General features: G+C 68.9%; 21 protein-coding genes. 14 read left to right on the forward strand and 7 right to left on the reverse strand.

What is annotated here, in order from left to right; all coding sequences use genetic code 11:
- Window positions 1–12 precede the first annotated feature (12 nt).
- The 3 genes from K2W61_RS18385 (at window position 13) to K2W61_RS18395 (ending at window position 1,271) form a co-directional block, all read left to right on the forward strand.
- Window positions 13–558, forward strand: a complete 546-nt coding sequence (locus K2W61_RS18385; RefSeq protein ID WP_236756272.1) for a cysteine hydrolase family protein — start codon at window positions 13–15, stop codon at window positions 556–558.
- A gap of 6 nt (window positions 559–564) precedes the next feature.
- Complete coding sequence (locus K2W61_RS18390) at window positions 565–789, forward strand: DUF3820 family protein (protein ID WP_175133922.1); 225 nt, start codon at window positions 565–567, stop codon at window positions 787–789.
- A 146-nt stretch (window positions 790–935) separates the two neighbouring features.
- Window positions 936–1,271, forward strand: a complete 336-nt coding sequence (locus tag K2W61_RS18395) for a hypothetical protein (RefSeq protein ID WP_236756273.1) — start codon at window positions 936–938, stop codon at window positions 1,269–1,271.
- Between the two features lie 40 nt (window positions 1,272–1,311).
- Here K2W61_RS18395 and K2W61_RS18400 read toward each other — a convergent pair whose 3' ends face one another.
- On the reverse strand, window positions 1,312–2,538 hold the full coding sequence (locus K2W61_RS18400; protein WP_236756274.1) for an MFS transporter: 1,227 nt from the start codon (window positions 2,536–2,538) through the stop codon (window positions 1,312–1,314).
- 96 nt (window positions 2,539–2,634) lie between these two features.
- Here K2W61_RS18400 and K2W61_RS18405 point away from each other — a divergent pair, with 96 nt between their 5' ends.
- From K2W61_RS18405 to K2W61_RS18425, 5 genes are all read left to right on the forward strand, one after another.
- Window positions 2,635–3,600, forward strand: coding sequence for a GlxA family transcriptional regulator (locus tag K2W61_RS18405; protein WP_236756275.1), 966 nt, complete (start codon window positions 2,635–2,637; stop codon window positions 3,598–3,600).
- A 212-nt stretch (window positions 3,601–3,812) separates the two neighbouring features.
- Window positions 3,813–5,951 carry a TonB-dependent siderophore receptor gene (locus K2W61_RS18410; RefSeq protein WP_236756276.1) on the forward strand — a complete coding sequence of 713 codons (2,139 nt, stop codon included), beginning with the start codon at window positions 3,813–3,815 and terminating at the stop codon, window positions 5,949–5,951.
- Window positions 5,952–6,153: 202 nt separating this feature from the next.
- Entirely contained in the window at window positions 6,154–7,407 is a 1,254-nt protein-coding gene (locus tag K2W61_RS18415) for an Hsp70 family protein (RefSeq protein ID WP_175133928.1), read from the forward strand.
- Between the two features lie 151 nt (window positions 7,408–7,558).
- Window positions 7,559–8,146, forward strand: a complete 588-nt coding sequence (locus tag K2W61_RS18420) for an NUDIX domain-containing protein (protein ID WP_236757020.1) — start codon at window positions 7,559–7,561, stop codon at window positions 8,144–8,146.
- A 79-nt stretch (window positions 8,147–8,225) separates the two neighbouring features.
- A complete protein-coding gene (locus tag K2W61_RS18425) occupies window positions 8,226–8,561 on the forward strand; it encodes a 2Fe-2S iron-sulfur cluster-binding protein (RefSeq protein WP_175133929.1) in 336 nt (111 codons plus the stop codon).
- Window positions 8,562–8,573: 12 nt separating this feature from the next.
- On the opposite strand, the gene K2W61_RS18430 is transcribed toward K2W61_RS18425, so the two are convergent.
- From K2W61_RS18430 to K2W61_RS18440, 3 genes are all read right to left on the reverse strand, one after another.
- Window positions 8,574–9,761, reverse strand: coding sequence for a hypothetical protein (locus tag K2W61_RS18430; RefSeq protein ID WP_175133930.1), 1,188 nt, complete (start codon window positions 9,759–9,761; stop codon window positions 8,574–8,576).
- Between the two features lie 14 nt (window positions 9,762–9,775).
- Window positions 9,776–10,504 (reverse strand): helix-turn-helix domain-containing protein, encoded by a 729-nt coding sequence (locus tag K2W61_RS18435; protein WP_236756278.1) that lies wholly within the window; start codon window positions 10,502–10,504, stop codon window positions 9,776–9,778.
- A gap of 88 nt (window positions 10,505–10,592) precedes the next feature.
- Window positions 10,593–11,063, reverse strand: coding sequence for a gamma-glutamylcyclotransferase family protein (locus tag K2W61_RS18440; RefSeq protein WP_236756280.1), 471 nt, complete (start codon window positions 11,061–11,063; stop codon window positions 10,593–10,595).
- A 175-nt stretch (window positions 11,064–11,238) separates the two neighbouring features.
- On the opposite strand from K2W61_RS18440, the gene clpB reads away from it, so the two are divergent.
- Entirely contained in the window at window positions 11,239–13,845 is a 2,607-nt protein-coding gene (gene clpB / locus K2W61_RS18445; RefSeq protein WP_175133933.1) for an ATP-dependent chaperone ClpB, read from the forward strand.
- A 96-nt stretch (window positions 13,846–13,941) separates the two neighbouring features.
- Here clpB and K2W61_RS18450 read toward each other — a convergent pair whose 3' ends face one another.
- Window positions 13,942–15,579, reverse strand: coding sequence for a CehA/McbA family metallohydrolase domain-containing protein (locus tag K2W61_RS18450; protein ID WP_236756282.1), 1,638 nt, complete (start codon window positions 15,577–15,579; stop codon window positions 13,942–13,944).
- Window positions 15,580–15,691: 112 nt separating this feature from the next.
- Complete coding sequence (locus tag K2W61_RS18455; protein ID WP_236757022.1) at window positions 15,692–16,357, reverse strand: TetR/AcrR family transcriptional regulator; 666 nt, start codon at window positions 16,355–16,357, stop codon at window positions 15,692–15,694.
- 155 nt (window positions 16,358–16,512) lie between these two features.
- On the opposite strand from K2W61_RS18455, the gene K2W61_RS18460 reads away from it, so the two are divergent.
- From K2W61_RS18460 to K2W61_RS18470, 3 genes are read left to right on the forward strand one after another with little or no spacing between them, the layout of a single operon-like run.
- A complete protein-coding gene (locus K2W61_RS18460) occupies window positions 16,513–17,724 on the forward strand; it encodes a Tm-1-like ATP-binding domain-containing protein (RefSeq protein ID WP_175133936.1) in 1,212 nt (403 codons plus the stop codon).
- Between the two features lie 11 nt (window positions 17,725–17,735).
- Window positions 17,736–18,566 (forward strand): phosphoenolpyruvate hydrolase family protein, encoded by an 831-nt coding sequence (locus K2W61_RS18465; RefSeq protein ID WP_175133937.1) that lies wholly within the window; start codon window positions 17,736–17,738, stop codon window positions 18,564–18,566.
- A gap of 12 nt (window positions 18,567–18,578) precedes the next feature.
- Window positions 18,579–19,022 (forward strand): SRPBCC family protein, encoded by a 444-nt coding sequence (locus K2W61_RS18470; protein ID WP_175133938.1) that lies wholly within the window; start codon window positions 18,579–18,581, stop codon window positions 19,020–19,022.
- Between the two features lie 61 nt (window positions 19,023–19,083).
- On the opposite strand, the gene K2W61_RS18475 is transcribed toward K2W61_RS18470, so the two are convergent.
- Window positions 19,084–20,052: a LysR family transcriptional regulator gene (locus K2W61_RS18475; protein WP_175133939.1), complete on the reverse strand. Its 969-nt coding sequence runs from the start codon at window positions 20,050–20,052 to the stop codon at window positions 19,084–19,086.
- A 149-nt stretch (window positions 20,053–20,201) separates the two neighbouring features.
- Here K2W61_RS18475 and K2W61_RS18480 point away from each other — a divergent pair, with 149 nt between their 5' ends.
- Window positions 20,202–21,668, forward strand: coding sequence for an N-acyl-D-glutamate deacylase (locus K2W61_RS18480; protein ID WP_236756284.1), 1,467 nt, complete (start codon window positions 20,202–20,204; stop codon window positions 21,666–21,668).
- A 33-nt stretch (window positions 21,669–21,701) separates the two neighbouring features.
- Complete coding sequence (locus K2W61_RS18485) at window positions 21,702–22,661, forward strand: tripartite tricarboxylate transporter substrate binding protein BugE (protein WP_175140592.1); 960 nt, start codon at window positions 21,702–21,704, stop codon at window positions 22,659–22,661.
- Window positions 22,662–22,692 lie beyond the last annotated feature (31 nt).

Raw genomic sequence — 22,692 nt, forward strand, 5'->3', positions numbered from 1 at the left:
TCCGAGAGAACCATGAAGTCCGCTTTGATTGTGATCGATGTGCAACGCGCCCTGTTCGAAACCACACCCGAGCCCGCCGAGGCCGGCGCCGTGCTGGCGCGCATCGACGAGCTTACCGAACGTGCCCGCGCCGCCGGCGTGCCGGTGATCTATGTGCAGCATGAATCGCCCGGCAGCAAGCTGGCTCATGGCGCGCCGGGCTGGCAGATCGACACGCGGCTGCATCCTGCCGACGGCGATATTCGCGTTCGCAAGACCACGCCCGATTCCTTCCTGCGCACCGACCTGGACGACGCGCTGTCGCGGGTGGGTGCCACGCACCTGGTGGTGTGCGGCTATGCGAGCGAGTTCTGCGTCGACACCACCGTGCGCCGCGCCTCGGCGCTAGGCTATCCGGTGACGCTGGCGGCCGATGCCCACACCACCCAGGACAAGCCGCACGCGTCGGGCGCCCAGATCCGCGCGCACCACAACGCCACGCTGTCGTCGATTGTCAGCTTCGGCGTAAAAATCGCCGCCGTGCCGGCCGCCGACATTCGCTTCGGCGAGGAAGGATAAGCGGCCATGGATCCGGAACTGTTGCAATTGCTGGTGACGCGCAGCATGCCTTTCGGCAAGTACCAGGGACGCCTGATCGCCGACCTGCCGGGGCCGTACCTGGCCTGGTTCGCGCGCAAGGGCTTTCCGCCGGGAGAACTGGGGCGTCTGCTGGCCTTGATGCACGAACTCGACCACAACGGCCTGTCGTCCCTGCTGGCGCCGTTGCGCCAGCCGCCGGCGGCGCGCTGAGTCCGCACGGGAAACCGCAAGAAACAAATCTTGCTGCCGGCGTAGCGTCTTGGCACGCCCCATGGCCGCGCGCGGGGCTACGATAGACCGGCGCGTCACCGGGCCGGGCATCTGGCGCGGGCGCGTTCAACGAAGAGAGGTCGCTCATGAAGAAACTCCCGTTCACCGCTGTCCTGCTGGCTCTGGCCTGCCTCGGCGGCGTGGCCCAGGCGCAGACTGCGGCGCCGGTCACACAGGAATTCCAATATCCCAGCCAGCGCTCCAAGGATGGCAGCCTGTCGCCCCCGTCCACCTTGCGCATGACCGTCACGCCCGACCCGAATGTGGCCGCCCCGGCCGTGATCCGCGACACGCCCGCGAGTCAGGCCGAATACGCGCGTTGCCGCGAGGTCTCGGACCGCGCCGCGGTGTCCAATGCCCAGATGCAGGCCGGCGTCGCCCAGTGCCTGCGCGAACTGGAACAGCGCCGCCGGCAGCAATGAGCGCAGACGCGCGCCGCGTCCGCCCGTGGCCGCGCCGACGTCAGGCCGCGCCGGCCGCAGTGGCGTTGCGGACCGACCCGCGCGCCCAGTGCCAGGTCATCAGGCCGGCCGCCAGCACCACCGGCAGCATGGCGGCATTCAGCGCTTCCCAGCCGAACGCGTCCAGGGCCGGTCCGGCCGCCAGCGTCGCTACGGCGGTCGCCGCATAACGCAACATCTCGGCCGCGCCCTGGGCGCGCGCCCGTTCGGACGGGCGGTACGACTGCGCCAGCAGCGTGGTGCCGCCGACGAACATGAAATTCCACCCCACCCCCAGGCAGAACAGCGCGGCGTAGAACGCCGGCAGCGACGGCGATGACATCGCGATCAGCGCGCAGGCCACGTTCAACAGCATGCCCGCGCCCAGCACCTTGGGCAGGCCGAAGCGCTGGATCAGCGCGCCGGCGAAGAAGGCCGGCGCATACATGCCGACCAGGTGCCACTGCATGATGTTGGCGCCGTCGCCGATGCTGTGGCTGCAGGCCACCGCCGCCAGTGGCGCGGCGGTCATGATGAACATCATCGACACCGACCCCACCACGTTGTTGGCCAGCGCGGCGATGAACACCGGCTGGCGCGCCACGGTGCGCAGCGGCCGCGGCGGCAGGCCGGCCTGGATCTCGCCGGCCGCCACCGGCGCGTCGGCATCGCGATAGAAGCCGAACAGCAGGGCGGCCGACAACAGCGCCAGCAGCGCCACCATCAGGTAGGCGCCGGCGAACGTCACCGGCGCGAACAGGTCGCGGCTCCAGGCCGCCAGCGCCGGCCCGGCGATCGCGGCGATGACGCCGCCGGTCATCACCACCGAGATCGCGCGGCTCTTGGCCGCCGGCGGCACCGCGTCCGCCGCCGCCAGCCGGTAGTACTGCGCAAAGGCCTGGAACACGCCCACCAGCGCGGTGCCGGCGCAGAAGGCCCAGAAATCGGCGTGGAACACCGCCCACACCGAAATGCCGCCCCCGGCCGCGCCAGCCAGGGCGCCCAGCGCGAAGCCGTTGCGCCGGCCGATGCGCTGCATCAGCAGCGAGGCGAACCAGGTGACCACGGCGCCGGCCACCGTGATCAGCGCGAACGGCAGCGTCGACAGCGCCTTGTCGGGCGCCAGCATGTGGCCCGTCAGCGCGGTCAAGGTCAGGTCGATGGAAATGGCCGCGATGAACAGGCCCTGGCACACGGCCAGGATGCGGGCGTTGCGGCGGCCGGTGGCGGGCGGGGGCGTGAGGGACATGAGGTAGCAGGAGGAGGGCGGGTTTGACAGGCCTCAATGTACCGAAGCACACTATGGCGTAAATGACATAAATCCCTTAAAAAACGCCAAGCTGCCATGACCCACCACGTCGCCTTCCTGCTGGTGCCCGATTTCCAGCTGCTGGACCTGTCCGGCCCCGCCGCCGTGTTCCAGACCGCGGGCCGCTTCGCGCAGACCGCCGCCGGCCCGGCGTATGCGGTGCACGTCGTATCCGAGCACGGGGGCCTGGTGCGCAGTTCCTGCGGCATCGGCGTGCAGACATCGCCCTGGCGCGGCATGCCCGCCGATACGCTGGTGGTGCCCGGCGGCGAGGGCGCACGCGCCACTGCCATCACGCCCGCGTTGCGCGCCCGGCTGCTGGCGCAGCGCCGGGCGGGCCGGCGCCTGGCCAGTGTCTGTACCGGCGCCCTGATACTGGCGGGCGTGGGCCTGCTCGACGGCCGCCGCGCGACCACCCATTGGCGCCATGCCGCGATGCTGGCGCGCGATCACCCGGCGGTGCGTGTCGAACCCGACCGCATCTACATCCGCGACGGCGACACCTGGACCTCGGCAGGCATTACCGCCGGCATCGACCTGGCGTTGGCGATGGTCGAGGCCGACCTGGGCGCCGAACTGGCGGACGTCACCGCGCGCGAGATGGTGGTGTACCACCGTCGCTCCGGCGGCCAGTCGCAGTTCTCGGCCCTGCAGGACCTGGCGCCCGACAGCGAACGCATGCGCGCGGTGCTGGAACACATCCGCGCCAACCTGGGCGCGGCCCTGACGGTCGAGCATCTGGCCGAAGTGGCGTGCGTCAGCCCACGCCAATTGCTGCGCAGCTTCAAGGCCGAAACCGGCGAGACCCCCGCCAAGGCGGTCGAGCGCATCCGCGCCGAGGCGGCCCGGGCGCGCATCGAGGCGGGCGACGGCAGCATCGACAGCGTGGCGCGTCGCGTCGGCTTCATGGACAGCGAACGCATGCGGCGCGCCTTCCTGCGGGTCTACGGCCAGCCGCCGCAGGCCCTGCGCCGCGCCGCGCGCAACGCCGCGTTGGCATGACAGCGCCGATACCGAACGCCTGCGCCACGCGCGCGGTCTGCTCCGGGCCGGTCTTCTGCGTCCCCCCTCCGTGCGCGAGCCGGCGCATGTCCCGGTGTTCATGGCGCCGCGCATGATCACCACGGCAAGAGTCTTACAAACGCCGAGACGTTGCGGTTTCTCCGTGAAATTGTATGAGAATAATTCTCAGTTTCACAGAAGGAGAAGTACCCATGCGTTTACGGTTCAGGAACAAGGCGCGCCGCGCGCGGGCGGCACGCCATTGGCCGCTGTGGCTGGCGCTGGCGGCGGGGCCGGCGCTGGCCGATGGCGCCAAGGACGCGGCCACGTTGCCGGCGGTCACGGTCAGCGGCGAACGCCAGGCCGGCTCCGCGTCGCAACCGACGCTGGCCAAGCTGCCCTTGAGCGTGCGCGAGACACCGCAGTCCGTTTCGGTGATCGGCCTGCAACAGATCCGCCAGCAGAACCTGCATACCCTGGACGACCTCATGCGGCACGCCACCGGCATCACGGTGCAGCCGCACCATCACCTGACCACCGCCTACTTCGCGCGGGGTTTCCAGATCGAATCCTTTGAGCAGGACGGCGTTCCGGCGATGATGGGCAACCGGGCCGCCGCGCCGGAAGACATGGCCATTTACGAGCGCGTCGAGATCCTGCGCGGCGCCAACGGCCTGTTGCATGGCGCGGGCAATCCCTCGGCCACCGTCAATCTGGTGCGCAAGCGGCCGCAACGGCAATTCGCCTTCGGCGGTGAACTCAGCGCCGGCAGTTGGGACAACTATCGCACCGAAGTCGACCTGGGCGGGCCGCTGAACGGCAGTGGCAGTGTGCGCGGCCGCGTCGTTGGCGTCCTGGCCGACCGCGGCTTCTTCCAGGAAAGCGCGAACGAGAAGACCGGCCTGTTCTATGGCATTGGCGAGGTCGACCTGGGCCCGGCCACCGTGCTGTCGGCCGGCCTGCAGCACAGCCGCGTGCGCTCGCATCCGCCATCCAGCATGGGCGGGTTGCCGCGTTACACGGACGGCGCGCCGATCGGCCTGCGGCGCTCGGTCAACCTGGAGTCGGCCGGCAGCCGCTCCGACTGGAACACGACGCGCGTGTTCGCGGACCTGGACCACCGTTTCGGCCAGGGGTGGCGCGCACGGATCAGCGTGGACCACCTCCGTTCCGATTCCGAAATGAAATACCTCACCGTCAATGGCGGGATCGATCGCCAGACCGGCCTGGGCGCCAAACTGTCCGGCGGCGGCATCAAGTACGACAACAGCCAGACCAGCGTCGATGCCTACGTCAGCGGTCCGGTCGAACTGTTCGGCCGGCGCCACGAACTGCTGTTCGGCGCCAATTCGCTGCGAACTTCATACGAGAACCTGAATGCCGACGTGACCAGTCCTCAGTTGAACATGCCGATGGACGTGTTCAACTGGCATCCGCGCGACGTGCCCGGCTATGACATCGGCCCCTACGCGTCCGCGGGCATCAATCGGGCGCGTGAGCAGGGCGTGTACGGCATGGGCCGCTTCTCGTTGGCCGATCCGCTCACGCTGGTGCTGGGCGGGCGCGCGGACTGGAGCCGGCTGGAATCGCCCAAAGCGAGCCAGCGCATCAATGCCAAGTTCACACCCTATGGCGGGCTGATCGTCGACCTGGACCGGCAATGGTCGCTGTATGGCAGTTACGCGCAGGTGTTCATGCCGCAAATTGACCAGTTGGATCGCAACGGCCAGGCGCTCGATCCGGTCACGGGCACCAATTACGAGGCCGGCGTCAAGGGCGAACTGATGGACGGCGCGCTGAACGTGTCGCTGGCGCTGTTCCAGATCCAGCAGAAAAACCGGGCCCAGGCCGATCCCTCAGTGGTGTGCGCGGGCAGGCGCTGCCCCTCCGTTGCGGGTGGCGAGGTCCGCAGCCGCGGTTTCGAGGCCGAGGCCGCCGGCGCCATCACGCCGTACTGGACGGTGGCGGCGGGCTACACCTTCAACACTACGAAATACCAGGTGGACACACGCGCCGAGGGCCAGCCCTACGCCAGCTTCACGCCCAAGCACATCTTCCGCCTGTGGACCGAGTACGCCCTGCCGGCGCTCGAGCGGCGCCTGAGCGTGGGCGGGGGCGTGCAGGTGCAGTCGGGCTTCCACAACGTGGCGGGGCCCATCACGCTGCGTCAGGGGGGCTATGCGCTGGCCGACCTGCGTGTGGCCTACCGCATCGACAAGCACGTAACCGTGGCGCTCAACGCCAACAACCTGTTCGACCGCGTCTACTACCAGCGCCTGAACGACGCCAACTGGACCAACTACTACGGCGAGCCGCGCAACTTCATGCTGACGGTGCGCGCCGAGTACTGACCGCTGCCAGCCCGGCCATCCAGCGGCCGGGCTGGCTGGCGCAGGCACGGGGCTATGCCGCCGGCTTCGGCGGGGGACTGCTGGCGGCCGTGGTCACGCTGGCTTTCGTGGCGCTGGCGCTACGCCGTCCGGGGTGACATGGCGTTTCGGGCTGTTGCGGCTACACTTGTGCGCCGTTTTGCTTTCAAGCCCCCGAAATTCCATGATTTCCACCGCATGCGGCGTCGACTTCGGCACGTCGAACTCCACCGTCGGCTGGAGCCGCCCCGACCAGCGCGCGCTCCTGGCCCTTGAAGACGGCAAGACCACCTTGCCCTCGGCCATCTTCTTTCACGACGAGGATGCCGAGGTCAGCTATGGCCGGGCGGCCATCTCCGACTACCTGGCGGGCTACGACGGGCGCCTGATGCGCTCGATGAAAAGCCTGCTGGGCAGCTCGCTGATCGACGGCTCCACAGAAGTCCAGGGCCGCTCGATCCCGTTCCGCGTGCTGCTCACGCGCTTCATCGCCGAGCTCAAGCGCCGCGCCGAGACCGCCGCCGGCCGCGACTTCACCCGCGCCGTGCTGGGCCGGCCGGTGTTCTTCGTGGACGACAACCCCGCTGCCGACCAGACCGCTCAGGACACGCTGGGCGAGATCGCGCGCAGCGTCGGCTTCACCGACATCGAATTCCAGTTCGAGCCGCTGGCCGCGGCCTTCGACTACGAGTCGCAGATCGAGCGCGAGGAACTGGTGCTGGTCATCGACATCGGCGGCGGCACTTCGGACTTCTCGCTGATCCGCCTGGGGCCGGGCCGCGCCGCCAAGCCGGACCGGCGCGACGATATCCTGGCGTACGGCGGCGTGCACATCGGCGGCGTGGACTTCGACAAGCAGCTCAGCCTGGCGCACGTCATGCCTTTGCTGGGCCTGGGCAGCCAGCTGCGCAGCGGCAAGGACGTGCCGTCCACGCAGTACGGCAACCTGGCCTGCTGGCACACCATCAACCAGGCCTACTCCCGCAAGGCCGCCGAGCATTTCGCCTACATCCGCGCCGAGGCCGGCGAGCGCGACAAGATCGACCTGCTGCTGAATCTGGTCAAACAGCGCGCCGGCCACTGGGTAGCGGTGCAGGTGGAAGAAGCCAAGATCGCGCTGTCGGAGGCGCCGGCGGCGCGCATCGACCTGGCGCGTATCGCGCCCGAGCTGGGCGTGGACGTCACGCGGCCGTCGTTCGACGCCAGCGTGGCGCGGCTGATCGAGAAGATCGAGCAGACCGTCGGCGCCCTGCTGCGCGACGCGGGCGTGGCGCCCGCCGATGTGGACACCGTGTTCTTCACCGGCGGTTCGAGCCGCGTGCCGCGGCTGCGCGACTGCGTTTCGGCGCTGGTGCCGCAGGCGCGCAGCGTGGAAGGCGACCTGTTCGGCAGCATCGGCGCCGGCCTGGCGCTGGACGCTCGCCGCAAGTTCGACTGACGCACATGCTGGCCGGGCGGCCGCCACCGGCTGTCGCGGCGAGGGCGCCTGCGCCCTGCCGCGCGGCGCAACGGCCGCGGGCGCGATGGTAAGCTGCAAGCTCTTCGCGCCGCGCCCCGCGGGGCCGCGCTTGACCCCCCTCACGCCCGCCATGACCGACAAGCCCGATTCCCACCTGTTCGAAGAACGCGTCTCCAGCGAGGCCGCCTACGACGGCCGTTTCCTCAAGGTCCGCAACGACACCGTGCGACTGCCCAACGGCAACACTTCCACGCGCGAATACGTGGTGCATCCGGGCGCGGTGGTGGTGATCCCGCTGCTCGACGATGACCGCGTGCTGCTCGAACGCCAGTACCGCTATCCGATCGGCCGCGTCATGACGGAATTCCCGGCCGGCAAGCTCGATCCGGGCGAAGATCCGCTGGCCTGCGGCAAGCGCGAACTGCTGGAAGAAACCGGCTATACCGCCACGCAGTGGGCCCGCGCCGGCGCCTTGCACCTGGCCATCGCCTATTCCACCGAGATCATCCACATCTATTTCGCGCGCGGCCTGCGTGCCGGCCCCCGGCAACTGGACCAGGATGAGTTCCTCGACGTTTTCAGCGCGCGGCCGGAAGACCTGTACGCGGCCTGCGCCAAGGGCGAGGTCACTGACGCCAAGACCCTGACCTGCACGCTGTGGCTGCAGAACGTGCTGTCCGGCGCCTGGCCGCTCGACTGGCAGGATCATTGCGCTTGATGGCCCCCGCCGCATCGCGCCGGCGCCTGGCAACCGATATGCCCTGGCGCCGTGCCAAACCCGATTGATTCCGCCAGCCATGCCCGCTTTTCCTGTCCTGGTGCAACCCGCCGGCCTGCGCTTCGAGGCCGACGCCGACACGACGCTTCTGGCGGCCGCGCAAGCCGCCGGCATCAAGCTGCCCAGTTCCTGCCGCAATGGCACCTGCCGCGCCTGCATGTGCCTGCTGCTGGCAGGCCAGGTCGCTTACCGCATCGAATGGCCCGGCCTGTCGCGCGACGAGAAGGACGAGGGCTGGATCCTGCCCTGTGTGGCTCAGGCCCGGTCGGCGCTGGCGCTCCAGTCGTTGCAGGCCGCGCCGATCGAACCCGCGCCGCCGGCGCCAGCGCGGCCGCTGACCGGGGCGCGGCGCTGACCGGCGCGCGGGCTATTTCCGTGGGGGCGCGATGACGTCGCAGGGGGCGGCGCCGGCTGGCGCCTGGGCCTGGTCGCCCAGCAGCGCGCGCGCGCCGCAGACCGAGCCGAACATGCGTTTGCTGTCGTGGCCGACGCCAGTCACTTCGAAGCCGGCGCGGTGCAGCGGCACCGGCCGGTTGCCGCGCGCGGCGACGATGCGCTCGTATTGCAGGTATGCGGTGCCGCGCGCCAGCCGCGTCGCTCCCTGGGCCTCGGCGCCGCAGGTCTTGTCGAGCAGGCGGTGCTCGGGGTTGTTGTCGGCCCCGCCAAGCAGGTAGGTCACGTCGCGCGCCGCGTAGCGGATGAACAGGCGCGTATCGTCGGTTTCCTGGGCGTACGCGGGCAGCTTGTCGGTGCCGTATTTGTACTGGTTGTAGGTCGGGCAGATACCGCGTTCATAGGGCGCATAGCCCTTGCCGTCGGGACGCGGCCGCTCCCGGGTCAGGTACAGATACGACGAGGGATTGGCCACCACATAGCGCACGGCGATGCCATCGCGCCGCAGCGGCCCGTCGAGCGCGTTCAGCACGGCATAGCGCTGCACCAACTGGCCGCCGCCGGAATGGCCGGCCAGCACGATGCCGGCCAGGAACGGCAGGCGCTTGCGGTCATCCAGGGTGCGCAACAGGTCGTCGATCACCTGGAACGAACTGACCGGGGCGGGACGGCCGCTGGCCTGCACGCTGTCCTCGCCGTCCTCCCAGCTGGCTTTGCGCCAGGCGGCCATGCCGGCAAAACCCGAGTCGATCACGCCGACAAAGCGCGGCGCCAGGATCAGCGTGTCATCGGCGCGCGCCGGATTGGCGGCCAGCACCGTGGCAACGGTTTCGTAATAGGCGTCGGCATTGCGCCGAACGCCATGGAACACGATCACGATTTGCTTGATATCGCGCAGGTCGCCGCGCGCCAGGTTCCGGTTAGCATAGACCGGTATCTTGTAGCGGTGGCCGGGCCTGCCCAGTTCGAGCGTCTGCCAGGGCGGCACCACCGCCCGCTTGGGCGCGGGCAGGGGTTCGTCGTAATCGTAGGGGTCGGGGAGCGGCGTCTGCGCATGCCCCGTCAGGGGCAACAGGGCCGCCAGCGCCGCCGCGCCCAGGATCCGGCGCGCGCGCGACGGGCGCGGTGCCGGATGCGGCGGTACGGCAGGCGCAAGGCGCATGGCGCGGGCGGGCGTCAGCAGCCCTCGTGGCCCAGCAATTGCTTGAGCGCGGGCAGGTCGAGGATGCGCACCTCGCGCTGGTTGATGCGGATCAGGCCGTCGCGCGCGAAGCGCGAGAACAGCCGGCTGACCGTCTCCAGCGTCAGGCCCAGGAAGTTGCCGATTTCCTCGCGGCTCATGCGCAGCACGAACTCGGAGGACGAATAGCCCAGCGAGGCATAGCGTTGCGACAGGTTCAGCAGGAACGCGGCCAGGCGCTGTTCGGACCGCATCGAGCCGAGCGAGGCCAGCATCTGGTGCGAACGCGTGATCTCGCGGCTCATCAGGCGGCGGAACTGCTGCTGCAGCGAGGGCAGGTGGGCGGCCACGCGGTCGACTTCGTTCAGGCGGATCACGCACACCTCGGAGTCTTCCAGCGCCACGGCGGCCGAGACGTGCTTGCCATCGAGCATGCCGTCCATGCCGACGATTTCGCCGGGCAGGTGGAAACCGGTGATCTGGATCTGGCCGGTGGCATCCTCAAGCTGCGTCTTGAGGCTGCCGAAGCGCACGCCGTAGACGGCATCCAGGGGGTGGTCGAGCGAATACAGCGTCTTGCCTTTTTCGAGGCGTACACGCTCTTTCACCAACTCGTCCAGCTTCTCGACTTCGGCGGCTGCCATCCCGACGGGGACGCACACGTGGCCCAGCATGCATGTGGAACAGTGGGCGGCATCAGGGGCAACGGGAACCCGTTTTTGCATACGATGACCTTTTCAGTGCCCGGGCCTGGCCGGGTGGCCGGGGTGGGCTTAAAGCGTGAAGACAGGTACCCATTGTAGTCCGTTGTTACTACGGGTGTCTTACGAGGGGGTTTGCAGGGATATCTTGCGCCGCCGAAGGGGCGCGGCGGGCCCGGCGGTACGCGATCCAGTCGTCGCCGTTGACGTCGGGCGCGGCGCCGCGCCAGGCCGGATCGATGGGGTAATACTGGCAGGCCAGCGGGGCCGCGCCGGCTGGCGGCAGCGGCCTGGCCAGTACCGGCCGGCGCACGAAACAACCGGACCGGCCCGGCACGTATTCCTCGATTTCGTCCATCAGGCCGAGCAGGGCCGGCGTCACCGCGTAGATGTCGCCCAACACCCGGCGGCCGTCCCGCACCGGGAGCAGGCCGGGCCAGTCGCCGAAATCGACCAGGGCGCCGGGCACGGTGGCGGCGCCGACGTGGCGTGGCGGCGGCAGGCCGCGGCGGCGCGCGGCTTGCGCCAGATCATTGATTTCGCCCGCGCGTAGCGTGCCGTAGACAAAAACGTATATGCTCATGGTTCGGATTGTTGCTGCACGCGGATCACGGACAAGGACGACGCGCCTTGACGATACACCCTAAACCATGAGGCCGGCGGGGTATTGAAATTCCCGTATCTGGCCGCATATTCAGGTCATCGAGCCCGCCGGCGCGTATCGGTCAGGCTCACCAACGAAGCCTTCAACGACCATTATGCGATTCGACAAACTGACCACCAAATTCCAGCAAGCCCTGGCCGACGCCCAGAGTCTGGCCGCCCGCAACGATCATCCTTACATCGAGCCCGTCCACGTGCTGGCGGCGCTGCTGTCCGACCCCGACAGCGGCGCCGGCAGCCTGCTGGCGCGCGCCGGCGTGGCCGTCAACCGGCTGCAGCCGGCCCTGGATGCCGCGCTCAAGGCGCTGCCCCAGGTGCAGGGCGACGACAACGTCCAGGTCGGGCGCGACCTGCAGGGCGTGCTGACCCGCACCGACAAGGAAGCCGCGCGCCGCGGCGACACCTACATCGCCAGCGAACTGTTCCTGCTGGCGCTGGCCGACGACAAGGGCGAGGCCGGCCGCATCCTGCGCGAGGCGGGCCTGCAGAAAAAGGCCCTCGAAGCCGCTATCGACGCCGTGCGCGGCGGTGAAAACGTATCCGGCGCCGAAGGCGAATCCAACCGCGAGGCGCTGTCCAAGTACACCCTCGACCTGACCGAGCGCGCCCGCCAGGGCAAGCTCGATCCGGTGATCGGCCGCGACGACGAGATCCGCCGCACCATCCAGATCCTGCAGCGCCGCACCAAGAACAACCCGGTCCTGATCGGCGAACCCGGCGTGGGCAAGACCGCCATCGTCGAAGGCCTGGCGCAACGCATCGTCAACGACGAAGTGCCCGAAACCCTGCGCGGCAAGCGCGTGCTGTCGCTCGACCTGGCCGCGCTGCTGGCCGGCGCCAAGTTCCGCGGCGAATTCGAAGAGCGCCTGAAGGCCGTGCTCAAGGAACTGTCGCAGGATGACGGCAGCAACATCGTCTTCATCGACGAGCTGCACACCATGGTCGGCGCTGGCAAGGCCGAGGGCGCGATGGACGCGGGCAACATGCTCAAGCCGGCGCTGGCGCGCGGCGAACTGCATTGCATCGGCGCCACCACGCTCGACGAATACCGCAAGTACATCGAAAAGGACGCCGCGCTCGAACGCCGCTTCCAGAAGGTGCTGGTCGACGAGCCCGATGTCGAGTCCACCATCGCCATTCTGCGCGGCCTGCAGGAACGCTACGAAATCCACCACGGCGTCGAGATCACCGACCCGGCCATCGTGGCCGCGGCCGAGCTGTCGCACCGCTATATCACCGACCGCTTCCTGCCCGACAAGGCCATCGACCTGATCGACGAGGCCGGCGCCCGCATCCGCATGGAAATCGATTCCAAGCCGGAAGTGATGGACAAGCTCGACCGCCGCATCATCCAGCTCAAGATCGAGCGCGAGGCCGTCAAGAAGGAAACCGACGACGCCTCCAAGCGCCGCCTGGGCGTGATCGAGGACGAACTCGAAAAGCTGCAACGCGAATACAACGACTTCGAGGAAATCTGGAAGGCCGAGAAGGCCGCGGTGCAGGGCACCCAGGCCATCAAGGAAGAGATCGACAACGTCCGCGCCGAAATGGCCGAGCTGCAGCGCAAGGGCCAGTTCGACAAGCTGGCCGAGTTGCAATACGGCAAGCTGCCCGACCTGGAAGCGCGCCTGAAGGCGGCCGAGGTGGGCGCGGCCGAGGCGGCCGAGGATGCCGAGGGCGGCGAGGGCCGTCCGCGCCTGTTGCGAACCCGTGTCGGCGCCGAGGAAATTGCCGAGGTCGTGTCGCGCGCCACCGGTATTCCGGTATCCAAGATGATGCAGGGCGAACGCGAGAAGCTGCTGCACATGGAGGAATACCTGCACAAGCGCGTGGTCGGCCAGGACGAGGCCGTGCGCCTGGTGTCCGACGCCATCCGCCGTTCGCGCGCGGGCCTGGCGGACCCGTCGCGCCCGTATGGTTCGTTCCTGTTCCTGGGCCCCACCGGGGTGGGCAAGACCGAGCTGACGCGCGCGCTGGCCGAGTTCCTGTTCGATTCCGAAGAGCACATGATCCGCATCGACATGAGCGAATTCATGGAGAAGCATTCGGTGGCGCGGCTGATCGGCGCGCCGCCCGGATACGTGGGCTACGAAGAGGGCGGCTACCTGACCGAAGCCGTGCGCCGCAAGCCGTACAGCGTGGTGCTGCTCGATGAAGTCGAAAAGGCCCACCCGGACGTCTTCAACGTGCTGCTGCAGGTGCTGGACGACGGCCGCCTGACCGACGGCCAGGGCCGCACCGTGGACTTCCGCAACACCGTCATCGTGATGACGTCCAACCTGGGGTCGCAGCACATCCAGACGCTGGCCGGCCAGCCGTACGACGTGGTCAAGGAAGTGGTCTGGGGCGAACTCAAGCAGACGCTGCGGCCCGAGTTCCTGAACCGCATCGACGAAGTGGTGGTGTTCCACGGCCTGGAAGCGCAGCACATCGAGTCCATCGCCCGCATCCAGCTGCGCCGCCTGGCCGAGCGCCTGGAAAAGCAGGAGATGCGCCTGGAAGTGACCGAACCCGCGCTGGCGGAACTGGCCCGCGATGGTTTCGATCCGGTGTTCGGCGCGCGCCCGCTCAAGCGCACCATCCAGCAGCAGATCGAGAACCCGGTCGCCCGGCTGATCCTGGAAGGCCAGTTCGGTCCGCGCGACGTGGTGCCGGTGGATTGGCGCGACGGCAAGTTCGTCTTCACGCGCACCTTGCAGTAAGCGCGGACGCGCCGTCCCTCCCGCAGCGTGCAAAGAGAGCCCCGCAGGCAATGGCCTGCGGGGCTTTTTACCTAGTCCGCGCGGGGGCGCTTCGTGTTACTGCTTGACCGTCACGAACACCGGGTTCGAGTAGAACCACAGGTCGTTGTAGTTGCGCGCGTTGATGGCGTTAAAGCGCGCCGTGTTGTCGGCCAGGTCGACCTTGGCGTCGGGCAGGGGTTCGCCGTCGGCGGTCTCGCCGGCCACGTCCGGCGCCAGGTTGGTGCCGCGCAGGCGCAGGTATTGGCTCTTGTCGGCGCTCAGCTTGACCTTGATGACGTTGTAGCCGTCCGCGTCCACGGTCCAGTCCTTGCTCGTATAGCGGCCCAGCACCCGGGTGCTGGGATGGGTGGCGTTGTCGTAGTCCGGCGTGCCGACGGCCGCGCGCGGGCCGACGTCGCCGACGATCAGGTCGACATGGTGCACGGTCGGCTTGACGTAGGTGGGGTTGCCGCTCTCGATCGGGTACTCGTAGTGGTTGCTGTCGGGGCTGTGGAAGCGGATAGTCACTTCCACTTGTTCGCCCTTGGCCGCTACCAGTTCGCCGCCCATATGCGCGGTGCCCGAGGCGCCCTGCGCCTGGAATTCGAGCGCGTCGATCAGGTCGCCGAAAACGCCGAACATGCGGCCGCTCTTGAGGCCCGCGACCACCGCCGCCATGTCCTTGCCATCCTTCCAGACATAGGTCTTGGCGTATTCGCCGGGCGCGTAGCCGCTGCTGTACTGGCCGGTGCCATTGATGCGGAAGTGGAAATCCGAATCGGCCACGGTCCAGATATGGCGGCCTTCGCCCAGCAGCGCATCCCAGGTGCCGCCGAGCTTGGCCACCAGGTAATCGACGCCGCCGTAGGTGCGGTTGGGCAGCTTGTCGGCCGTGTAGGCCTCGGCATAGCCGCCGCGGTCGGGCTCCATCTGGTTGCCGACCATGCCTTCGATGGCGAAGAAGATCGACGGCGCCAGGTCATGCATTTCGCGCAACTGGCCGATGGTGTACTTGCCGGCGTAGCGCGACGGGTGGTTCAGCAGCATGTAGCTGTCGGGATGCTGGTCGCGCAGCCAGCGCAGCGCCGTCAGCGAATCGGCATGGGTGGTGTAGGCGCGCGGCTGGCCGGCCAGGTCGGCCACCAGCTGCGCGTCGAACAGGTTGTCGGCCTTGTTGGTGTACAGGTATTCGAACTCCGCCACGGCGCGTAGCGACTTCTCCGACAGCGGGTCGTGGGTGCCGATGCCGATATTGACGTGGTCGTGCGTGGGCATGTCCCATTCGAACGACGAGAAGATGATCTTGCCGGCATAGCGGCCGACGGCCTGGGCCTGCTTGATGAACGGCACTTCATAGCGCGCCATGCCGGCCGAGAACGGGATCGAGCCGCCGGGGATGTTGGCGCCGGTGTTGTCACGCGCGGACATGCGCAGGTGGTTCGAAAGCGCGGCCCAATCCAGCTTGTAGCGATCGAAGGCCTGATCCAGCACGCTTTCCAGCGTGGTCTGGGCGTCATCGGACTGGATCGTGTGCACGTGCAGGTCGCCGGCGCTCCAGGCGCCGGTCTTCACGGGGGGCGACGGCTCGGTCACGGCTGGTGGCGCGGCCGTGTCGTCCTCGTCATCGCTGCCGCCGCAGGCGCTCAACAGGGTGACGCAAGCCAGCGACAAGGGCATCATGGCCCGCCGCAGGCGGGTTGCTTCGAACTGCATTCCAAACTCCAGTGTCATGGCGGCCCGCAAAGCGCGGCGCCGCGAAGGCCCGCACTATGCTTGGCGTGAGTGACGTGGGAATTACAGTCGGCGGCCGGCGGCCGCGCGGGGCCTAGCGCTTGCCGCGCGCGGGAGCCGGCGTTTCGGCGGCCTCGGCCAGGGCCTGGCGGATGATGGCCTGGGCCGTCCAGCGCGCCACTTCGGTGACCGCCGGCAGCTCCAGGCCCCAGATGTCCTTGAGCACCAGGAATACCTCGGTGCCGTAGACCAGCGACAGCGCCTGCGCCACGCGTTCCCGCTGTGCCGGCGGCAGCGTGTCCGCCAGCGGCGCGATGGCGCGCTTGAGGATGTCGACGCGATGGCCGCGCACCAGCCGCGGCTCGTTGCCGGCGCGGCCTGCGCTGGCTTCGGCATGCTGCTGCAGCGACACCTGGATGGCCGCGCGCAGCGGCGCCTCATGCGCCTCCAGGCGCGGATAGGCAAAGCGCAGCAGTTCGTCGACCCGGGTGGCGGCGTCTGGCGCGGCCGAGTCCCAGGCCAGGATCGGACCCAGGCTCTCGTCGACCACGGCCGCGATCAGCGCGCTCTGGCTGGGGAAGTAACGGTAGGCGGTGGCGCGTGACACCTGGGCATGGCCGGCCAGTTCTGCCACCGAGGGCGTGATGCCCTGCGCCATCAGGCGCTGCGCGGTATCCAGCAGGATCTTGCGCATGCGCGCGCGCGGCCCATGCGGAGGCTCGCCGCTGGCGGCGGCCTGGCGGCTGGCGGGCGCGATCAGGCGCGTGGGCGGCCGGTTGCGCGGGGCGTCGCGGGTTTGACGTGAGACAGGTGTCTCAGTATGATTCTTTCGTCTCATTTCTTGATTCTACAGGGGCTCGCGCCCCGGAACACATATCGAGGCGCGCACCGAGTGTAGCCGCCCGCGGAGGAGTCATGACGCATTCGAACCGGCGGGTTTACGTGGCCGCCACTTACGACACCAAGGGCCACGAGGCCGAATACGTGGTCGATCTGCTCAAGCGCGATGGCCTGGACGTGGTCTCGGTCGACGTGTCCACCACCGGGGCCGCCAGCGCGGCGCGGGTGCAGGCCCGTGACGTGGCCCGCAGCCACCCGCAGGGCGAGCAGGCCGTGTTCACCGGCGACCGCGGCAGCGCCATCGCCGCCATGGCGCTGGCGTTCGAACGCTATGCCGCCGCCAACCCCGACATCGGCGCCTTGCTCGGCCTGGGCGGTTCGGGCGGCACCGCGCTGATCACCCCGGCCATGCGCGCGCTGCCCATCGGCGTGCCCAAGCTGATGGTCTCGACCATGGCATCCGGCAACGTCGCGCCCTATGTCGGGCCGTCGGACATCGCCATGATGTATTCCGTGACCGACGTGGCCGGCCTGAACCGCATTTCGCGCCGGGTACTGGCCAACGCCGCCGGCGCCATCGGCGGCGCCTTCCGCCAGGCTGGCGACAAGGGGGGCGATGACAGCCAGCCGGCCGTGGGCATCACCATGTTCGGCGTCACCACCGCCTGCGTGCAGCAGGTCACGCCGCTGCTCGAATCGCGCTATGACTGCCTGGTGTTCCACGCTACCGGGACCGGCGGCCAGTCGATGGAAAAGCTGCTCGACAGCCATCTGCTGTCCGGCGTGCTGGACCTGACCACCACCGAGGTCTGCGATTTCCTGTTCGGCGGCGTGCTGGCCTGCACCGAGGACCGCTTCGGCGCCGTGGCCCGTACCCGCGCCCCGTATGTCGGCTCCTGCGGCGCGCTCGACATGGTCAATTTCGGCGCCATGGACAGCGTGCCCGAACGCTATCGCGGCCGCACGTTCTACCCCCACAACCCGCAGGTCACGCTGATGCGCACCACCGCGGAAGAAAACCGCCGCCAGGGCGAATGGATCGCCGAACGGCTCAACCGCTGCGACGGGCCGGTGCGCTTCCTGATTCCCGAAGGCGGCGTGTCGGCGCTGGACGCGCCCGGCCAGGCGTTCTGGGATCCCGCGGCCGATGCCGCGCTGTTCGAGGCGCTTGAAACCCATCTGGAGCAGACCGCCGATCGCCGCCTGGTGCGCGTGCCGTGCCACATCAACGACCCGTTGTTCGCCCGCGCCGCGGTCGAACAGTTTCTCGACATCGCCACACACTGAGGATTGCCGCCATGCCGCGCTTTGACCGCAACCAACTCCTGGACAAGTTCCGCGCCATGGTGCGCGACCGCACCCCCATCGTGGGCGGCGGCGCCGGCACCGGACTGTCGGCCAAGTGCGAGGAAGCGGGCGGCATCGACCTGATCGTGATCTACAACTCGGGGCGTTACCGCATGGCCGGGCGCGGCTCGCTGGCTGGCCTGCTGGCCTACGGCAACGCCAACGAGATCGTGGTCGACATGGGCCGCGAGGTGCTGCCCGTGGTCAAGCGCACGCCGGTGCTGGCCGGGGTCAACGGCACTGATCCGTTCTGCGACTTCGACGTGTTCCTGGACGACCTCAAGCGCCAGGGTTTCGCCGGCGTGCAGAACTTTCCCACCGTGGGCCTGATCGACGGCACCTTCCGCGCCAACCTGGAAGAGACCGGCATGGGGTATGCGCTGGAAGTGGACATGATCCGCCTGGCCCATGAAAAAGGCATGCTGACCACGCCCTACGTGTTCAACGAGGACGATGCCGTGGCCATGACGCGGGCCGGCGCCGACATCATCGTGGCCCACATGGGCCTGACCACGGGCGGCTCGATCGGCGCCGAGACCGCCCTGACGCTGGATGACTGTGTCGCCGCCATCGACCGCATCGCGGCGGCCGCGCTGGCCGTGCGTCCGGACGTGATCGTGCTGTGCCACGGCGGCCCCATCGCCACGCCCGCGGACGCCGCCCACATCCTGCGCCATTGCCAGCATTGCCATGGCTTCTACGGCGCCAGCTCGATGGAACGCCTGCCCACCGAACAGGCGCTGACCGCAGCCACCCGCGAGTTCAAGCAACTGACCTTCTGAGAGGGAGTCCGCATGCCGCATACCGTCTACACCAGCGCCATCGTCCAGGCGCCGCTGGCCAAGGTCTGGCCGCTGTTTCGTGATTTCAACGGCCTGGCGGGCTGGCATCCCGGCATCGCGCAAAGCCGCCTGGAGGAAGGCGGCCGCCACGACGCGGTCGGCTCGGTACGGTACCTGACGCTCAAGCCTTCGGGCTTCGTGCGCGAGCAGTTGCTGATGCTGGACGACCCCGGCACCGCGCTGCGCTATTCCATCATCGAAACCGACCTGCCGATGCGCGACTACGTTGCTGGCGTGACGCTGCGCGCCGTCACCGAGAGCGGCGCCACGCTGGTCGAATGGTGGGCCGATTTCCGCGTCGAGGACGGCACCGATCTGCAGGCGGTGGCGACGGCGGTCGGGCAGGGCGTGTTCGCCGCCGGCCTGACGGCGCTGGACGAGAAGCTGCGCGCCTGAGCGGCGCCCGTCGTCCGGGGCGCGATGCCCGCCCGCATCGCCGCGCGGATGCCGATCCGCCTCAGGCGCGCCGGCGCATCGCGCCCGCCGCCAGCTTGCAGCCGGCCGGCAGCGCCGCCTCACGCAGATAGTCGCGAATCGCGAGCATCAATGCGGCGGCGGCCGGGCTCGGCGCGTATTCCTTGTGGCGGATGATGCACAGGGTGCGCACCACGGTCGGCCGCGCCAGCAGCGCGTAGTCCAGCCCGGGTTCCAGCACCCGCTGCGCCGCCAGCGCGGGCAGCAGCGCCACACCCATGCCGGCCTTCACCAGCGCCGCCTGCGAGGTGGTGCTGGAGGCTTCATAGAAAGGCGCGGCGGCCTCGATCGGCAGATCGGCCCGGGCCCGCAGCAGCGCCATGATGCCGGTCTCGTCCACTACCCCCACCAGCTTGCGGCCCGCCAGGTCGGACCAACGCATGGCGCCGTCGCGGCCCGGCCGCAGACGGGTGTCATCGCGTCGGTACAGCACGCCGAAGCGGTCCTCCAGCAGCGCGTCGAATTGCAGGCCGGGAGCGTCGGCCCAGCGGCTGGTCAGCCCGAAATCGACCTCGCGCGTAGCCACCTTGCGCTGGATGCGGCCGGAGTTGTCATCGCTCAGGTACAGGCGGATGGCGGGATACTGCGCGGCGAATACGGCCGCCGCCGGCGCGATCAGCTGGGTGATGGCCGAGGGCGCCGCGGCCACGCCGACACGGCCGCGTTCCAGCGCGCCGAAGCGCACCACGTCTTCGATCGCGCCATCGAAATCGGCCAGCAGGCGCATCACGCGCGGCAGGAATTCCTCGCCCGCCGCGGTCAGCAGCACGCGCCGGCTGGTGCGCGCGAACAGTTGCGTGGCCAGCGCGTCTTCCAGCTGACGCACCAGGCTGGTCACCGACGACTGGGTCTGGAACAGGCGCTTGGCCGCATGCGTGAAGCTGGACTCCTGCGCCACCGCGACGAAGGCGGTCAGGTGCTTGAGCGTGACGTGCTTGGGCAGGCGATACATTTCAAATACCGATAGATAGATCAATAAAAACAATTTTTCCAGATTGATCCCGCGGACGATACTAGGGGCTTCATCAGGCAGCGGGGCCGTCCATGGATGGCCCGCAAGCGGCCGGGGCCAAAGCCCGGCCTCATCGAGGCGGAAGTTGCATGCAGGAAAATCTGGATCTGGTTATCGAAGGCGGCTGGGTGATCGACGGGACGGGCGCCGCGCGCTGCCGCGCCGACATCGGCATCCGTGGCGAGCGCATCGCCGCCATCGGCGATCTGTCGGCCAGGGCGGCCGGCCGGCGCCTGGATGTCGGCGGCAAGATCGTCGCGCCCGGTTTCATCGACACCCACGGCCACGATGACCTGATGTTCGTGGAAAAGCCCGGCCTGGAATGGAAGACCAGCCAGGGCATCACTTCGGTGGTGGTCGGCAACTGCGGCATCAGCGGCGCGCCGGCGCCGCTACCGGGCAACACCGCCGCCGCGCTGGCCTTGCTGGGCGACTCCCCCTTGTTCGCGGACATGGCCACGTATTTCGACACGCTGCAAGCGCAGCGGCCGATGATCAACGTGGCCGCCCTGGTGGGCCATGCCAACCTGCGCCTGGCCGCGATGCGCGAGCCGGCGGCCCAGCCCAGCGCGCAGGAGCAGCAGGCGATGGAACGCATGTTGGCGGCGGCGCTGGAGGCCGGCGCGGTCGGCTTCAGCACGGGCCTGGCCTATCAGCCCGGCGGCGCCGCCGAAGCGGCCGAACTGGACGGCCTGGCGCGCGTCGCGGCGGCGCATGATGCGCTGCATACCAGCCACATCCGCAATGAAGGCGATGCGGTCGAGGCCGCCGTCGACGAAGTGCTGGCGGTCGGCCACCGCACCGGTTGCGCCACGGTGCTGTCGCACCACAAGTGCATGATGCCAGCCAACTGGGGCAAGAGCGCCGCCACCCTGGGCAGCATCGACCGCGCCCGCGCCGCAGGCGTCGAGGTGGCGCTGGACATCTATCCCTACCCGGGCAGTTCCACCATCCTGATCCCGGAGCGCGCCGACCAGATCGACGATATCCGCATCACCTGGTCGACCCCGCATCCCGAATGCGGCGGCCAATCGCTGGCCGAGATCGCCGCGCGCTGGGGTTGCGACACGGTCACGGCGGCGCGCCGACTGTGCCCGGCGGGCGCGATCTATTTCGCCATGGACGAAAACGAAGTGCGCCGCATTTTCCAGCACCCGTGCTGCATGGTCGGCTCCGACGGCCTGCCCAATGACGTCCATCCGCACCCGCGCCTGTGGGGCAGCTTCACGCGGGTGCTGGGCCGGTATGTGCGCGAGGCCGAGCTGCTGACGCTGGAGGCCGCGGTGGCCAAGATGACGGCGTTGCCGGCGCGCGTGTTCGGCCTGGCCGATCGTGGCCGGTTGGCCGTGGGCGCCTGGGCCGACGTGGTGGTGTTCGATGCCGACACGGTGTGCGACCGCGCCACCTGGGACGCGCCGACGCTGGCCTCGGCCGGCATCGAGCACGTGCTGGTCAATGGCTGCCCGGTATTTCCGGCGGTACCCGGGCAGCGACGCCCGGGCAGGATCCTGCGCCGTGATGCCAAGAGCGCAGGCGCGCCCGGTTTTTCCCGATAACAAGCAGAGCCCATCCTCACAGGAGATCCACCCATGATCCGCAAGACTTGCGCCGCGCTGGCGCTGGCCGCCATGCTGCCGGCGGCCCACGCCGAGTTTCCCGACCACCCCATCACCCTGATCGTGCCGTTCCCGGCCGGCGGCCCCACGGACATCGTCGGCCGCCTGGCCGCGGCCAAGGCCGGCGAGATCCTGGGGCAGCAGATCGTGGTGGAGAACCGCACCGGCGCCTCCGGCACCATCGGCATGACCGCGACCGCGCGCGCCAAGCCGGACGGCTATACCGTGGGCCTGGCCACCGTCAGCACCCACGGCACGGCGCCGCACCTGTTTCCCAAGCTGGCCTACGATCCGGTCAAGGATTTCACGCCCATCAGCAACCTGGTGACCAGCCCCAACATCCTCAGCGTCAACCCGCAATACCCGGCCAGGGACCTGGCGCAGTTCGTGACCTACGTGCGCGCCAATCCGGGCAAGGATGGCTATGCCAATGCCGGCGCGGGCGGCGTCAACGACCTGGGCATGATCTGGTTCCTGCAGATCATTGGCGGCAAGATGAACAGCATCTCGTACCGCGGCTCGGCCCCGGCCCTGACCGATACGGTCGGCGGCGTGGTGCCGGTGATTTTCGACAACTTCCCATCATCGTTGCCCTACATCAAGAGCAACCACCTGCGCGCGCTGGCCATCACGGGCAAGACGCGCAATCCGCGCCTGCCGGACGTGCCGACCTTCGCCGAGCAGGGCTACAAGGATTACGACGTCACTGCCTGGTATGGCGTGGTGGGCCCGGCCGGCATGCCGGCGGATGTGCGCGACAAGCTGGCGCAGGCCTTTGCCAAGGCGGTGCGCGATCCGGCCACCGCGGCCAAGATGGAAGAGACGGGCGCGTTCCCGCTGGGCAACTCGCCGGCCGAGTTCGGCGCGCAGATCCGCGCCGAGCGCGAACGCTGGAAGTCGGTCATCGAGCAGGCGCAGATCAAGCTGCAGTAATGAGGGTGGCCGCCGGCCCTGCCGCGGGCCG

This window comes from Achromobacter pulmonis (genome assembly GCF_021733725.1).
GTDB classification, from domain to species: domain Bacteria; phylum Pseudomonadota; class Gammaproteobacteria; order Burkholderiales; family Burkholderiaceae_B; genus Achromobacter; species Achromobacter pulmonis.

Bases quoted from the DNA above. Each gene is read 5' to 3' on its own strand.
- K2W61_RS18450 (WP_236756282.1), bottom strand. From the start codon at position 15,579: ATGCAGTTCGAAGCAACCCGCCTGCGGCGGGCCATGATGCCCTTGTCG.
- K2W61_RS18430 (WP_175133930.1), bottom strand. From the start codon at position 9,761: ATGCGCCTTGCGCCTGCCGTACCGCCGCATCCGGCACCGCGCCCGTCG.
- K2W61_RS18470 (WP_175133938.1), top strand. From the start codon at position 18,579: ATGCCGCATACCGTCTACACCAGCGCCATCGTCCAGGCGCCGCTGGCC.
- K2W61_RS18390 (WP_175133922.1), top strand. From the start codon at position 565: ATGGATCCGGAACTGTTGCAATTGCTGGTGACGCGCAGCATGCCTTTC.
- K2W61_RS18415 (WP_175133928.1), top strand. From the start codon at position 6,154: ATGATTTCCACCGCATGCGGCGTCGACTTCGGCACGTCGAACTCCACC.
- K2W61_RS18435 (WP_236756278.1), bottom strand. From the start codon at position 10,504: ATGCAAAAACGGGTTCCCGTTGCCCCTGATGCCGCCCACTGTTCCACA.
- K2W61_RS18385 (WP_236756272.1), top strand. From the start codon at position 13: ATGAAGTCCGCTTTGATTGTGATCGATGTGCAACGCGCCCTGTTCGAA.
- K2W61_RS18395 (WP_236756273.1), top strand. From the start codon at position 936: ATGAAGAAACTCCCGTTCACCGCTGTCCTGCTGGCTCTGGCCTGCCTC.
- K2W61_RS18400 (WP_236756274.1), bottom strand. From the start codon at position 2,538: ATGTCCCTCACGCCCCCGCCCGCCACCGGCCGCCGCAACGCCCGCATC.
- K2W61_RS18425 (WP_175133929.1), top strand. From the start codon at position 8,226: ATGCCCGCTTTTCCTGTCCTGGTGCAACCCGCCGGCCTGCGCTTCGAG.
- K2W61_RS18410 (WP_236756276.1), top strand. From the start codon at position 3,813: ATGCGTTTACGGTTCAGGAACAAGGCGCGCCGCGCGCGGGCGGCACGC.
- K2W61_RS18485 (WP_175140592.1), top strand. From the start codon at position 21,702: ATGATCCGCAAGACTTGCGCCGCGCTGGCGCTGGCCGCCATGCTGCCG.
- K2W61_RS18475 (WP_175133939.1), bottom strand. From the start codon at position 20,052: ATGTATCGCCTGCCCAAGCACGTCACGCTCAAGCACCTGACCGCCTTC.
- clpB (WP_175133933.1), top strand. From the start codon at position 11,239: ATGCGATTCGACAAACTGACCACCAAATTCCAGCAAGCCCTGGCCGAC.
- K2W61_RS18420 (WP_236757020.1), top strand. From the start codon at position 7,559: ATGACCGACAAGCCCGATTCCCACCTGTTCGAAGAACGCGTCTCCAGC.
- K2W61_RS18460 (WP_175133936.1), top strand. From the start codon at position 16,513: ATGACGCATTCGAACCGGCGGGTTTACGTGGCCGCCACTTACGACACC.
- K2W61_RS18480 (WP_236756284.1), top strand. From the start codon at position 20,202: ATGCAGGAAAATCTGGATCTGGTTATCGAAGGCGGCTGGGTGATCGAC.
- K2W61_RS18440 (WP_236756280.1), bottom strand. From the start codon at position 11,063: ATGAGCATATACGTTTTTGTCTACGGCACGCTACGCGCGGGCGAAATC.
- K2W61_RS18405 (WP_236756275.1), top strand. From the start codon at position 2,635: ATGACCCACCACGTCGCCTTCCTGCTGGTGCCCGATTTCCAGCTGCTG.
- K2W61_RS18465 (WP_175133937.1), top strand. From the start codon at position 17,736: ATGCCGCGCTTTGACCGCAACCAACTCCTGGACAAGTTCCGCGCCATG.